The sequence below is a fragment of the Tianweitania sp. genome (assembly GCF_032053605.1).
Classification (GTDB): domain Bacteria; phylum Pseudomonadota; class Alphaproteobacteria; order Rhizobiales; family Rhizobiaceae; genus Tianweitania.
Genome location: NZ_DAMBUH010000094.1, coordinates 1 through 12,727 on the forward strand (window position 1 = coordinate 1; position 12,727 = coordinate 12,727).

Consider the following 12,727-nt stretch of genomic DNA (forward strand, 5'->3'; position numbering starts at 1 on the left):
ATATCGAATATGACGGCAGCGGCTTCTCGGGCTGGCAGATGCAGGAAGGCCTGCCGAGCATCCAGGGCGCTATTCAGGATGCGATCCATGCCTATTCCGGCGAAGAGGTTCGCATCCAGGGCGCCGGCCGCACCGATGCCGGCGTGCATGCCACGGGACAGGTCGCGCATGTCGATCTCAGCGAGCCGTGGCCCGCGCGCACCGTGATGGGCGCGATCAACGCGCATCTGCGCATGGCGGGGCACCGGGTGGCGATCCTGAGCGCGGCAGAGGTCGACGAAAGCTTCAATGCACGCTTTTCCGCGACGGGCCGGCATTACCGCTATCGCATCATCAATCGCCGCGCGCCGCTAGCGCTCGACCTCGGTCAAGCATGGCTTGTGCCGCGAACGCTCGATGCGGAGGCAATGGCGGAGGCTGCACGGCGCTTGATCGGCCAGCACGATTTCACGACCTTCCGCTCCGTGCATTGCCAGGCGAAGAACCCCATCCGCACGCTGGATCGGCTCGATGTCGTCCGGTCAGGCGAGGCGATCGACTTCATCGTGTCCGCGCGCGCCTTCCTGCATAACCAGGTGCGCTCGATGGTCGGCACCTTGAAACGCGTCGGCGAGGGCGCCTGGACGGCCGACATGGTTCAGGACGCCTTGGAAGCGTGCGATCGTAAGCGCTGTGGCGCAATGGCGCCATCCGACGGCCTGTTCCTGACCGGCGTCGACTACGACATTACGCCGGAAGCGTAAGGCCGAGCATCGGCTGCAGCAGGATCACGATCAGGATCGACACGAACGTCATGGCCAGGAAAACGCCGATCGTAGTGCCGAGATCCGTGTTGAGCGCGGCCTGCGTGATGCGCCAGGAAAACAGCAGTGAGGCCAGAAACAGGACGAAGCCGAGCACATCGGCGAAGTTGCTAGCATCCGCTGAAAACAGCGACATCAGCATGATGGGCAGGCCGAACCACATCATGATCAGCGTGCCCCAGTTGCTGGCGACCACATAGGGCGCAAAGCGCTTGGAGATGCCGATGCGGCGCGCAATCAACGCCAGCAAGATCAGCGGCACGAGCCAGTTGGCGAGATCGACGAAAGCCAGGCGCAGGATGATCGACAGCTTGCTCTGATCATTGCCGCCATCGATCAGAAAACTCGTACTGGTGAGCCAGGCCAGAAGCAGCGGCGGCATGGCAAGCGGGATCGCCCAGAACGAGTCCCAGAAACCGTCGGCGGACAGATCAAGACGCGCAATCGCATCCTTGCGGCCCAGCATCACGGCCCAGGCAGCGGCAATCGAATGCTTGATCGCCTCGCTGCTCAGCATGATCAGGCGAACCAGTCAGCCAAGAAGCGTTCGTAGATCTTGGTCAGGCCTTCGAGGTCGGAGAGTGCCACGCGTTCATCCACCATATGCATGGTCTTGCCGACCAGGCCGAACTCGACGACCGGGCAGTAATCCTTGATGAAGCGGGCGTCGGACGTGCCGCCGGAGGTGGACAGCGCGGGCTTGGCGCCGGTTACGGCCTCGATCGAACCGGACAAAGCTGCGATCAGCTTTTCGTCGCGGGTGAGGAAAACGTGGCTCGGGCGTTCCGTCCAGATGAGATCGAAGGATGCAGGCTCCTGCGCATGCGGACGCAGCCGCAAATCTTCGGCCGCACGGTCGAGCCGGTTATGCACCTCGGCCTGCAACGTTTCCGCCGTCCAGGTGTCGTTGAAGCGGATGTTGAAGGATGCGGTGGCGCGCGCCGGAATGACGTTGGTGGCGCGATTGCCGACATCGACCGTGGTGATTTCCAGATTGGTCGCCTGGAAATCGGTCGTGCCTTCATCGAATGCCGGATCGAGCAGGGCGTCGCACAGCGTCACGAGCGCGCGCACGGGATTGTCGGCGAGATGCGGGTAGGCGGCATGTCCTTGGCGGCCATGCACGGTAATGGTGCCGGAGATCGATCCGCGCCGGCCGATCTTGATCATGTCGCCGAGCGCGTTCGGATTGGTCGGCTCGCCAACCACGGCCGCGTCCCAGTTCTCACCCTTGGCGGCCGCCCATTCGAGCAGCTTGCCCGATCCGTTGATGGACGGGCCTTCCTCGTCGCCGGTGATCAGCAGCGACACCGACCCCTTGGGTGCGCCATGCTGCTCAATGTGGCGGGCAAGCGCTGCCACGAAACAGGCGATGCCGCCCTTCATGTCGACGGCGCCGCGGCCAAACATTTCGCCATTGGCAATTTCGGCGGCAAAGGGCGGATGCGTCCAATCGGCTTCGTCGCCCACCGGCACGACGTCGGTATGCCCGGCAAACATCAGATGTGGGCCGTTGCCGGACAGGCGGGCATACAGGTTCTCGACATCCAGCGTACCGGCTTCCGAAAAGATCGGACGCTCCACGCCAAAGCCCATCGGGGCGAGCATGGCTTGAAGGGCACTCAGCGCACCGCCTTCGGCCGGTGTGACCGAAGGGCAGCGGATCAGGGTTGCGAGATTGGCGGCGGGATCAATGGGAAGCGTCATGAGCCGATGGAATATGGAAGAGGCCGCCCACCCGCAAGAGGCTGATCACCTCAGCCCGGAAGATTGGGGGCCGGGCCGAAGCGGTTTGCGCCGGGCGTGCCTTTCAGGAAGCACAAAGCGAGGAAGGCAAAGAAGTTCAGGATCGGCACGAACATGCTGACGGCCCAAAACCCGGGCTGATCCATGTCATGGAGGCGCTTGGCGGCCAGCGCTGCTTGGCACCAAAGCGACACGAAAACCACCACGGCCAGGATCGTTGTCCAGAAATCCAGGCCTCGCGCCAGTTGTTCGGCGAGATTGACGCGGTAGAGCACGAACATCGTGACCACCACCATCGCCAAGCCGCCGAGAAGAAAGGCCATGCGGCTGATGCGACCCTTGAAGCCGAAAAACAGCCAGAGGATCGAGGCGTCGTTGCCCATCATGCCCGCAGTAGCTCGTTGATCGAGGTCTTCGAGCGGGTCTTTTCGTCGACGCGCTTGACGATCACGGCGCAGTAAAGGCTCGGACCCCAATTCTCGCCGGGAACATTCTTGCCTGGCATCGTGCCGGCGACAACCACGGAATAGGGCGGGACCTCGCCATAAAACACTTCGCCGGTTTCGCGGTCCACGATCTTGGTGGACTTGCCGATAAACACGCCCATGCCAAGCACCGCGCCTTCGCGGATGATGCAGCCTTCCACCACTTCCGAACGCGCACCGATGAAGCAGTTGTCCTCGATGATGGTCGGCCCGGCCTGCATTGGCTCCAGCACGCCGCCGATGCCGACGCCGCCGGACAGATGCACATGTTTGCCGATCTGCGCACAGGAGCCGACGGTAGCCCAGGCATCCACCATCGTGCCTTCACCGACATAAGCGCCGAGATTGACGAAGGACGGCATCAGGATCGCGTTAGGCGCGATAAAGGCGGAGCGGCGTACGATGGCACCCGGCACAGCGCGCAAGCCGGCCTTTTCAAACTCGTTCGAACTCCAGCCCTCGAACTTGGAAGGCACCTTGTCCCACCACACGGCTTCGCCCGGTCCGCCCTTGATGATCTCCATCGGGTTCAAACGGAATGACAGCAGCACGGCCTTCTTCAGCCACTGGTTGACGATCCATGCGCCGTCGGCCTGGCGCTCGGCGACTCGGGCTTCGCCGCGGTCGAGCAGGTCGAGCGCCTCGTTGACGGCCTCGCGAACAGCGCCGCGCGTTTCTACATTGACGGTGTCGCGGGCATCGAAAGCCTGTTCGATCGTGGTTTCGAGACCCGACAAGTCGGCTTTCGTCATGGCGTCAACTCCGTTACACCAAGCACGCAAAGGCGCTGGCGTTGGTTCTGCAGGAAGGCGGGCGGAACCTATGGCAAGGCACAAGAAGGGTCAATCACGCGCGCGCTTCTCCAGCGCCGCTATCCAGAACAAGCGGTCATCCTGGATGACCGCAGCAAAGGCTGACACAAAACGATGACGCCCAAAGACAATGCGGGTTGGACCGCGCTTGCCCATTCGGACGAAGATCTGCAGCGGATGAAGTCCACGCCGGACACGCCGCAAACGCGTGCGCCGAGCTTCCGCCTAGCCTGGAACGACCAGGACTTCCTTACCAAGCGTGAACTGCGTTCGGTGCGCCTGCAACTGGAACTGCTGAAGCCGGAAATGATCCTGGCCGAACGCGGCATCGTCTCCACCGTAATCCTGTTCGGCGGCGCGCGAATCCCGGAACCCGGCGGTGACGCCTGGGCGGCCAAGAACGAGACGCAAAAGAAGAACCTGCTCGAAAACGCCAAATACTACGAGGAAGCGCGCGAGTTCGCGCGGCTGTGCTCGCAGCATTCGGCCAGCTACAACCACACCGAATATGTCGTGGTGACCGGCGGTGGTCCGGGCGTGATGGAAGCGGGCAACCGCGGCGCGGCCGATGTCGGCGCCCCCTCGATCGGGCTCAACATCGTGTTGCCGCATGAGCAGGCGCCGAACCTCTATGTCACGCCCGAGCTTTGCTTCAACTTCCATTATTTCGCGGTGCGCAAGATGCATTTCATCATGCGTGCCAAGGCGGTCGCCGTGTTCCCCGGCGGCTTCGGCACGATGGACGAACTGTTCGAAACGCTTACCCTGATCCAGACCGGCCGCATGGAGCGCGTTCCGGTAATCCTGTTCGGCAAGGAGTTCTGGAAGAACGCCGTCAACATCGACTATCTCGCCGAACAGGGCACGATCTCGCCCAACGATGGCGACCTGCTGACCTTCGTCGATACCGCGCCCGAAGCCTGGGCCGTGATCAGCGATTTCTACAAGCTGAACGAGGAAAACCAGGCGGCGGAGTAGCGTTTAATGAGCCGGCGAGGCGTTTCTTTGCCCGCCGGCAAGGTTTTGTTCACCGGAACGAGGCTTTTGTCCTGCGCATTGATGCGTGGGAAGGAGCTGTTTTATGTCACAGAGAACGAACCCGAACAGCGGGTTGATTGTCCGTCAGCAGCAGGCTGACACGTCGTCCTCGAACAACAACGTCAACGCCGCACCTGGCGCGCCCCGCAGCCGTGACATGCATCCGCAAACGCGCGAAGCATTGGCCCGGGCCGTGAAGCGGGCTTCGACGCAGCTGAAGCGGCGCTAGAGCGATGCTCTAGCTATTTGGTTTTTCGCTATTCCGGACGCAAAACCGCTACACACTTTTGCTGGAATTGCTTTAGCTGAACGCCGGCGCCAGGTTCCGCAGGAAGGCGCCGAGATCGTCGGTCACGAAGTCGACGGCGTCGGAATGATCGGGATCGCGCTCCCAGACTTCCGAGAAGGTCGGCTCGAAATTGTTCGGCACGATCAGCACCGTGGTCATGCCCAGCGCCTTCGGCACGGTGAGGTTGCGCGCGATATCCTCGAACATCGCGGCATTATCGCCGACGATTCTATGCAGCGCCACGAAGGCGTCGTAGGGCTTGCGATCGGGCTTTGGCGTCAGTTCGGCTGCCACGATGTCGAAAATATCCTCGAAATGTTCGAGAATGCCAAGCTGGGTCGCGGTGCGCTCGGCATGGCCGCGATCGCCATTGGTGAAAATGAATTTGCGGCCGGGCAGCGCCTTGATCGCGGCCCCGAGATCCGGGTCGGGCACCAGGCCGGAATAATCGATATCATGCGCCTTGGTGAGGAAGTCGTCGGGATCGATTTGGTAGCGCGCCATCAGCCCGGCCAGAGTCGTGCCGTAGTCGCGGTACAGATCCTTCTGCAGCTTGCGCGCTTCGTCATGCGGCAGGTTGAGCAGCGCCTGCACATAGGCCGTCATGTTCACATCGACCTGCGCAAACAGGTTCGAGTGATGCGGATAAAGCGTGTTGTCGAGATCGAACACCCAGTCACGGATATGGGCGAAGCGGGCGGCGTCGGGCTGTGTGGACATAAAACAGGTCTAGCCGAACACAACGCTGCCTGAAAGCCGCATCTTCGCTGGCCCAAGATCTTGTTTTCCGAAGCGCCTTGCCGATCGTGCCAGCAGGGGCTTAACGATCGCGCATGGAACTCTGGATCCCCATCACGCTCGTCTCGGCCTTTCTGCAAAATCTGCGCTCGGTCGGCCAAAAGCATCTCAAGGCCACTATGGGGACGCTGGGCGCAACCTTCGTGCGCTTCGCCTTCGGCCTGCCTTTCGCGCTGGTGTTCGTGTCCGTCCTGCATTGGGGCATGGATATTAGTTTCCCCTATCTCAACCGCAGCTTCGTCCTGTGGTCTGTTCTTGCCGGCTTGAGCCAGATCCTCGCGCAGTTCCTGCTGATCCACCTCTTCTCCTTCCGCAATTTCGCGGTGGGAACAGCCTATTCCCGCACCGAGCCGGCACAGGCCGCCTTGTTCGGTCTGCTGTTCCTTTCGGAAACGATCAGCGCCGGCGTTCTTGCGGCAATCGCGATTTGCGTGGTGGGCGTGATGCTGATTTCCGTCGCGCATACGCCGGTCAATCCGCGCTCGCTGCTGACCTCGGTGTTCAAGCCGATCGCCCTGATCGGCCTGGCCTCAGGCACGGCCTTCGGTGTTTCGGCGGTCGGCTACCGTGCGGCGTCGCTGGCGCTGGGCGGACCGAACTTCATCATGCAGGCCGCCGTCACCCTGGCCTTCACCCTGACCATGCAGACGGTTCTCATGGCGACCTGGATGATCTTCGTGGACCGCAGCGATTTCCACCGCATGCGCAAGGGCTGGAAGCCTGGCCTGTTCGTTGGCGCGACCGGAGCGACAGCTTCCTTCGGCTGGTTCGCGGCCATGACTCTGCAGCAGGCGGCCGTGGTCAAGGCTTTGGCGCAGGTGGAGATGATCTTCACCTTTGCGTCCGCCGTGTTCTTCTTCCGCGAAAAGGTCAACCGCCTCGAAGTCGCCGGCTGCCTGCTGATCGTGGCGGGAATCCTGGTGCTGGTGTTGATGGGCTGATCGGCCTCACGGCACGATCAGCGTGCCGGCACCGTGTTCCGTGAACAGCTCCAGCAGCACCGAATGGGCGGTCTTGCCGTTGAGGATGACGACGCCCTGGACGCCGCGCTTGATGGCGTCGATGCAGGTTTCGACTTTCGGGATCATGCCGCCGGAAATGGTGCCATCTTCGATCAGGCGCAGTGCTTCCGCGACCGTCAGTTCCGGGATGAGGTTCTTGTCGGCGTCGAGCACACCCGGCACGTCGGTCAGGAACAAGAGGCGCTTGGCCTGCAAGGCGCCGGCGATGGCGCCAGCGAAGGTGTCGGCGTTGATGTTGTAGGTGTTGCCGTCGCGCCCCGGCGCCACCGGCGCGATCACCGGGATCATCTCGGAGCGCGCAAGCAGATCGAGCAGGGTGCGGTCGACTTCGACCGGTTCGCCAACGAAACCGAGGTCGAGCAGTTCGGTCTCGCCGGTTTCCGGGTTGCGGTGGGTCTTGGCGGCCTTTTCGGCGAACACCATGTTGCCGTCCTTGCCGGACAGGCCGATCGCCCACTCGCCTTCCTTGTTGATGAGGGCGACGATTTCCTTGTTGATCGAGCCGGCCAGAACCATCTCGACCACTTCGACCGTTTCCCTGTCGGTCACGCGCAAACCGCCGCGAAACTCCGACTTGATGCCGAGCCGCGTCAGCATGGAGCCGATCTGCGGGCCGCCGCCATGCACCACGATCGGGTTGACGCCGGATTGCTTGAGCAGCGCGATGTCGCGCGCGAAAGCCTGGCCCAGCGCCGCATTGCCCATGGCGTGGCCGCCATATTTCACCACGACGGTCTTGTTCTCGTAGCGCTGCATGTAGGGCAGGGCGGCGGAAAGAAGACGGGCCTGTTCTTCGGGATTATTATCCATCGTGATGCTCTGTTTCGCGTCCGGTTGGCGCGGCTTCTAGCCGTGAAACCGCAGGCGATCAAACCGTAAGGTCATTGTTACGGTGTTCCTTAGCCCGGCGGCGTTGCCAAACAGCTTGGTAGCTCTATAAAAGCGGGATGCGCCTTCAGGACCTTGGCGGATGACGCCGCAAGACATCACCAAGCTCATTGTACGGACCTCGATGAAAGATCGGGAGGCGTTCGATCTTCTTTATCGCAATACATCCGCGAAACTTTTCGGCGTTTGTTTGCGTGTCTTAGGTGATCGTGCAGAAGCGGAAGAAGCGCTTCAGGAAGTTTTCGTGAAGATCTGGACCAAGGCGGATCGCTTTGCTGTTTCCGACCTCAGCCCGATTTCGTGGCTGGTTGCGGTGGCACGCAATCATGCGGTGGACCGGGTCAGGGGCCGCAAGCAGAAAACGACCGACATCGACGCGGCGCTCGACGTTGCTGATCCCAGCCCGACGCCGGAAGCAATTGTCGTGGCCGGTGGCCAACGCGAGCAGATCTATGTCTGTCTCGATGAACTGGAAGCAGATCGTTCGGCGGCCGTTCGAGGGGCTTATCTCGATGGTGACAGCTATCTCGATCTGGCAGCGCGCCATAATGTGCCGCTGAATACGATGCGAACCTGGCTGCGGCGCAGCCTGATGAAGTTGAGAGAGTGTCTGGAACGATGAACGGCGCAGGCGAGATGGAGCGGGAACCGGAGGGCGACGACGTGCTCGCCGCCGAATATGTTCTTGGGCTTCAGACGGCTGAAGAACGCGCCGCCGTTGGGCGCCGCGTGGAAGAAAGCCGTGATTTTGCCCGGCTGGTCGACTGGTGGGAAACCCGTTTCTGGCCGATGGCCGCCGAGTTCGCGGAAGTCACACCCCCGGCCGGTGTAAAGGCGCGGATCGACCGGTTGCTGTTTTCCTCGGGCGCGCAGGCGGCGCCCGGTGAGCGTTCCGGCTTCTGGAATAGCTTAGCTGTCTGGCGCACACTGGCAATCGGTTCGCTGGCGGCTCTTGCCGCCTTCGCCGCACTGCCGTTCCTCAATCCGCCCGCGCCGGAAAACCGTGAGCAGCTTGTGGCTTCGCTGGCAGCCGATGGCAGCGATGTGCAGTATCTCGTGATGTTCGATGGTCGAACGGGCCAGGTCGGCCTGTCGCATCTATCCGGCGCACCTGCTACCGGGCAAGACTTCCAGCTCTGGGTCATCAAGGGGACGAATGCGCCGAAGTCCGTGGGCATCGTGCCCGGTGGGCAGAATGCACGCATCACCCTGCCGACCCCGATTGCCGACGCGATGGAAACGGGCGACGTGTTCGCGATCAGCCTCGAGCCATCCGGTGGTTCGCCGACCGGCCAGCCGACCGGACCGGTTGTTGCCGCTGGTGGTTTGACGCAAATCTAGAAATAAATTCGTGTCAGTGAAACTCTCGCAGAAACGATCTCGTATTTCCCTGTACCTTACCCAATAAAGGGAAAGCGAGAGGAGACTAAAAGATGCGCAAGATCACTGCTTCTTTGATGACTGCTGCGGTTCTATTGAGCGGCGCTGCGTTCGCGCAAGACAATCCTCGCGTCGGCGGCGCTCCTATGTATGCTGAAAAGAACATCGTCGAGAATGCGGTCAATTCCAAGGACCACACCACGCTCGTTGCTGCCGTGAAGGCGGCCGGTCTCGTCGATACGCTTTCCGGCAAGGGCCCGTTCACGGTTTTCGCACCAACCAACGCGGCTTTCGAAATGCTGCCGGCCGGCACGGTCGACACGCTGCTCAAGCCCGAAAACAAGGACAAACTGACCAAGGTCCTGACCTGTCACGTCGTTGCCGCTGACGCGATGTCGTCGGCGATCGGCAAGATGATCGCGGATGATGGTGGCTCGCATGACGTCAAGACGGTTGGCGGCTGCGTGTTGAAGGCCAAGATGGACGGCAAGAAGATCACGCTGACTGATGAGAACGGCCGCGTTGCCGTGGTCACCATCGCCGACGTCAAGCAGTCCAACGGCGTGATCCACGTGATCGACCACGTTCTGCTGCCGAAGATGTAAGCTTTCGAGCTCTCTCACGCGCGCGGTTCTTCCGTAAGCTCGCCGCGCGCCACTTGCCCTGCAGGCCATTTCTGGCCTCGCAGGGCCTTTGTGTTTCACGGCGTCGTTCCCACATAAGGGAAAGGCGTAGGCTGCGCCCCCTTCCATTCCAGCGATGCTTCCTTCGGAGGTCTTCATGCCACGACGCGATTTCCTGACGGGAACGGCAGCTTTTGCCCTTCTGGCCGCAACCGGGTCATTCTTGTTTTCACGCTTTGTCGGTGCGGCAAAAGCCGAAGAGCCTCGTAACGGCTTTCCAGTGAGCAAGACCGAGGATGAATGGCGCTCTCAGCTGACGAAGCAGCAGTTTGCCGTTCTTCGCAAGGAAGACACCGAGCGCGCCTTCTCCAGCCCGCTTAACGAAGAGCACCGCAAGGGCATGTTCTTTTGCGCCGGCTGTGATCAGGCTGTTTATGCCTCGGACAAGAAGTTCGACTCCGGCACGGGCTGGCCGAGCTTCTGGGAAGCGGTGCCGAATGCGGTGGGCACCAGCGAGGATCGCTCCTTCCTGATGCTGCGCACGGAATGCCATTGCTCCCGGTGCGGCGGGCATCTCGGCCATATCTTCGACGATGGGCCGAAGCCCACCGGCAAGCGCCATTGCATTAATGGCGTGGCGATGACCTTCAAGCCGATGGCGGCCTGAAGGCTGACGCCAGGCTTAGCTGCGCGCTGCCGTCAGGATCGCAGTGCGGACGTCGTCGATCCCTTCGCCCTTTTCCGATGAGGTCGCGAGCACTTCGGGAAACGCTGCTGGGCGCTTCTTGATCCTCTCGACCGTTTCGCCGAGCAGCCGCCCGACGCCGGGCGTCTTCAGCTTGTCGGCCTTGGTCAGCACGACCTGATAGGACACGGCGGCCTTGTCCAACAGCGCCATGACTTCCTCGTCGCGCTTCATGATACCGTGTCGGCCATCGATAAGCAGGTAAACGCGCTTCAGTGTGACGCGGCCCTTGAGGTAGTCGAAGACGAGCTTGGTCCAGCGATCGACCTGCTCCTTCGGTGCCTGCGCAAAGCCATAGCCCGGCATATCCACCAGCGCGATCGGAGGCAGGTCTCCACCTTCGCCCGAAAAACCCTCCGGCACGAAATAGTTGAGTTCCTGCGTGCGGCCGGGCGTGTTCGACGTGCGCGCCAAACCCTTCTGCTCGAGCAGCGCGTTGATCAAGGAGGACTTGCCGACATTGGAACGGCCGGCAAAGGCCACTTCCGGCGGCCCTTCCGGCGGCAGGAACTTCATGTCCGGCACGCCGCGAATGAACACCCAGGGCCGCTTGAACAGGCCGGGCTCGAGGGTGGCGACGGTTTCGGTCATGGTTTGAAGCCTTGGCTGCACGTTCATGAGGCACTGTAGAAACAAAAAAGGCCGGTCGGAACCGGCCTTTTGCATGTTTATTCCGCCGGTTTCGGCTTTCGCTTGAACAAGCCGACGAGATTGTCCCACAGCTCGATCTTGGCGCCCTGGCGCTTCATGATGATGGCCTGCTGGGTCACCGAAAGCGTATTGTTCCAAGCCCAGTAGATCACGAGACCAGCGGGGAAGCCGGCCATCATGAAGGTGAAGATGATCGGCATGTAGTTGAAGATCATCGCCTGCGTCGGATCCGGCGGGGTCGGGTTCATTCGCATCTGCAGGAACATCGTGATGCCCATGATCAACGGCCAGACGCCGATCATCAGGAAGGCAGGCACGGCGAACGGCAGAAGGCCGAACAGGTTGAACACCGAAGTCGGATCGGGTGCCGCCAGATCCTGGATCCAGCCGAAGAACGGCGCATGCCGCATTTCGATGGTGATGTAGAGCACCTTGTAGAGCGCGAAGAAGACCGGGATCTGGATCAGCACCGGCCAGCAGCCTGCCAGCGGGTTGATCTTTTCCGTCTTGTAAAGCTGCATCATGGCCTGCTGCTGCTTCATCTTGTCGTCCGCATACTTTTCGCGGATCTCAAGCAGCTTGGGCTGCACCTTCTTCATGTTCGCCATCGACTTGTAGCTCTTGTTGGCGAGCGGGAAGAAGATGGCCTTGACGATCACGGTGGTCGCCAGAATGGCGAGACCGAAATTGCCGAGCAGCTTGAACAGGTGGTCGATGAGCCAGAACATCGGCTTGGTGATGAAGTGGAACCAGCCCCAGTCGATCAGGAGATCGAAGCGTCGGATTTCGCGATCGGTCTGATAGGCGTTGATGGTCTCGACCTGCTTGGCGCCGGCAAACACCAGCGTTTCCTGCGTGTCGGACTGGCCCGGCGCGATCGTGACGGCGTCACTCAGGAAGTCAGACTGGTAGCTTGGACGGCCGCTGTCGAAATAGGCATAACGCGGCTGGAAGGGCTGTTTGGCCGACGGCACCAGGGCAGTTGCCCAGTACTTGTCTGTGATGCCGAGCCAGCCATCGTTGGACTTGCCAGGCACGAACTGCTTGTCGTCTTCCAGAGCCTTGTATTTGTGCTCCTGCAACCCTTCTTCGCCGGTCACGCCGATCAGGCCTTCATGCAGCACATAGGTGCTGGCAACCAGCGGCTTGTCGAAGCGGGTAACGCGGCCATAGGACGCCAAGCTCACCGGCGCGCCGCCATTGTTGGCAACCGTATCGCTGACGGTGAACATGTAGCTGGCATCAACCGAAATCACGCGGCGGAAAACCAGGCCCTGCCCGTTGTCGTAGACGAGCGTGACGGGCGTGGACGGGGTCAGCGTCGCATTGGCGCCCTCGACCTGCCAGACCGTGTCGGCGCCCGGAAGCGGACCAGCAGCGCTGCCCTGCGTGGCGCTGTAGCCGAGTTCCACGAAATAACCGTTCGGCAAACCGGCCGGGCTCAGCA

Annotated in this window: 16 protein-coding genes; 8 read left to right on the forward strand and 8 right to left on the reverse strand. The window is 61.5% G+C overall.

Translation table 11 applies throughout. From position 1 onward, the window contains the following. Positions 1-2: 2 nt before the first annotated feature. Entirely contained in the window at positions 3-743 is a 741-nt protein-coding gene (gene truA, locus RTX98_RS16580) for a tRNA pseudouridine(38-40) synthase TruA (protein ID WP_312797929.1), read from the forward strand. Here the strand turns inward: truA and RTX98_RS16585 are convergent. Genes RTX98_RS16585 through dapD form a run of 4 tightly spaced genes read right to left on the reverse strand, consistent with a single transcriptional unit; the run spans position 727 to position 3,786 of the window. Next, on the reverse strand, positions 727-1,320 hold the full coding sequence (locus RTX98_RS16585; protein ID WP_312797930.1) for a transporter: 594 nt from the start codon (positions 1,318-1,320) through the stop codon (positions 727-729). The two genes, truA and RTX98_RS16585, sit on opposite strands and share 17 nt — an antisense overlap. 2 nt (positions 1,321-1,322) lie before the next feature. After that, on the reverse strand, positions 1,323-2,510 hold the full coding sequence (dapE, locus tag RTX98_RS16590) for a succinyl-diaminopimelate desuccinylase (RefSeq protein WP_312797931.1): 1,188 nt from the start codon (positions 2,508-2,510) through the stop codon (positions 1,323-1,325). A 50-nt stretch (positions 2,511-2,560) separates the two neighbouring features. After that, entirely contained in the window at positions 2,561-2,935 is a 375-nt protein-coding gene (locus tag RTX98_RS16595; RefSeq protein WP_312797932.1) for a DUF805 domain-containing protein, read from the reverse strand. After that, entirely contained in the window at positions 2,932-3,786 is an 855-nt protein-coding gene (gene dapD / locus RTX98_RS16600) for a 2,3,4,5-tetrahydropyridine-2,6-dicarboxylate N-succinyltransferase (RefSeq protein WP_312797933.1), read from the reverse strand. Before dapD ends, RTX98_RS16595 begins: the two co-directional genes overlap by 4 nt. Before the next feature lie 174 nt (positions 3,787-3,960). On the opposite strand from dapD, the gene RTX98_RS16605 reads away from it, so the two are divergent. Together RTX98_RS16605 and RTX98_RS16610 are read left to right on the forward strand one after the other, a co-directional pair. Further along, positions 3,961-4,824, forward strand: coding sequence for an LOG family protein (locus tag RTX98_RS16605; protein WP_312797934.1), 864 nt, complete (start codon positions 3,961-3,963; stop codon positions 4,822-4,824). Positions 4,825-4,927: 103 nt separating this feature from the next. Next, positions 4,928-5,113: a hypothetical protein gene (locus RTX98_RS16610; RefSeq protein ID WP_312797935.1), complete on the forward strand. Its 186-nt coding sequence runs from the start codon at positions 4,928-4,930 to the stop codon at positions 5,111-5,113. 72 nt (positions 5,114-5,185) lie between these two features. Here RTX98_RS16610 and RTX98_RS16615 read toward each other — a convergent pair whose 3' ends face one another. Next, complete coding sequence (locus RTX98_RS16615; RefSeq protein ID WP_312797936.1) at positions 5,186-5,893, reverse strand: pyrimidine 5'-nucleotidase; 708 nt, start codon at positions 5,891-5,893, stop codon at positions 5,186-5,188. 113 nt (positions 5,894-6,006) lie between these two features. On the opposite strand from RTX98_RS16615, the gene RTX98_RS16620 reads away from it, so the two are divergent. Then, positions 6,007-6,912, forward strand: coding sequence for a DMT family transporter (locus tag RTX98_RS16620; protein ID WP_312797937.1), 906 nt, complete (start codon positions 6,007-6,009; stop codon positions 6,910-6,912). Positions 6,913-6,918: 6 nt separating this feature from the next. On the opposite strand, the gene argB is transcribed toward RTX98_RS16620, so the two are convergent. Next, a complete protein-coding gene (gene argB, locus RTX98_RS16625) occupies positions 6,919-7,809 on the reverse strand; it encodes an acetylglutamate kinase (protein WP_312797943.1) in 891 nt (296 codons plus the stop codon). Positions 7,810-7,963: 154 nt separating this feature from the next. Here argB and RTX98_RS16630 point away from each other — a divergent pair, with 154 nt between their 5' ends. The 4 genes from RTX98_RS16630 (at position 7,964) to msrB (ending at position 10,551) form a co-directional block, all read left to right on the forward strand. After that, complete coding sequence (locus RTX98_RS16630; RefSeq protein WP_189503590.1) at positions 7,964-8,503, forward strand: sigma-70 family RNA polymerase sigma factor; 540 nt, start codon at positions 7,964-7,966, stop codon at positions 8,501-8,503. After that, positions 8,500-9,222 (forward strand): anti-sigma factor domain-containing protein, encoded by a 723-nt coding sequence (locus tag RTX98_RS16635; RefSeq protein WP_312797938.1) that lies wholly within the window; start codon positions 8,500-8,502, stop codon positions 9,220-9,222. Before RTX98_RS16630 ends, RTX98_RS16635 begins: the two co-directional genes overlap by 4 nt. Positions 9,223-9,314: 92 nt before the next feature. Beyond that, positions 9,315-9,866 carry a fasciclin domain-containing protein gene (locus RTX98_RS16640; protein WP_312797939.1) on the forward strand — a complete coding sequence of 184 codons (552 nt, stop codon included), beginning with the start codon at positions 9,315-9,317 and terminating at the stop codon, positions 9,864-9,866. Positions 9,867-10,041: 175 nt separating this feature from the next. Next, positions 10,042-10,551, forward strand: a complete 510-nt coding sequence (gene msrB / locus RTX98_RS16645) for a peptide-methionine (R)-S-oxide reductase MsrB (protein WP_312797940.1) — start codon at positions 10,042-10,044, stop codon at positions 10,549-10,551. A gap of 15 nt (positions 10,552-10,566) precedes the next feature. Here msrB and yihA read toward each other — a convergent pair whose 3' ends face one another. Then, on the reverse strand, positions 10,567-11,220 hold the full coding sequence (gene yihA, locus RTX98_RS16650; protein WP_312797941.1) for a ribosome biogenesis GTP-binding protein YihA/YsxC: 654 nt from the start codon (positions 11,218-11,220) through the stop codon (positions 10,567-10,569). Positions 11,221-11,297: 77 nt separating this feature from the next. Further along, a partial coding sequence (yidC, locus tag RTX98_RS16655) for a membrane protein insertase YidC (protein ID WP_312797942.1) occupies positions 11,298-12,727 on the reverse strand: 1,430 nt, incomplete at its 5' end.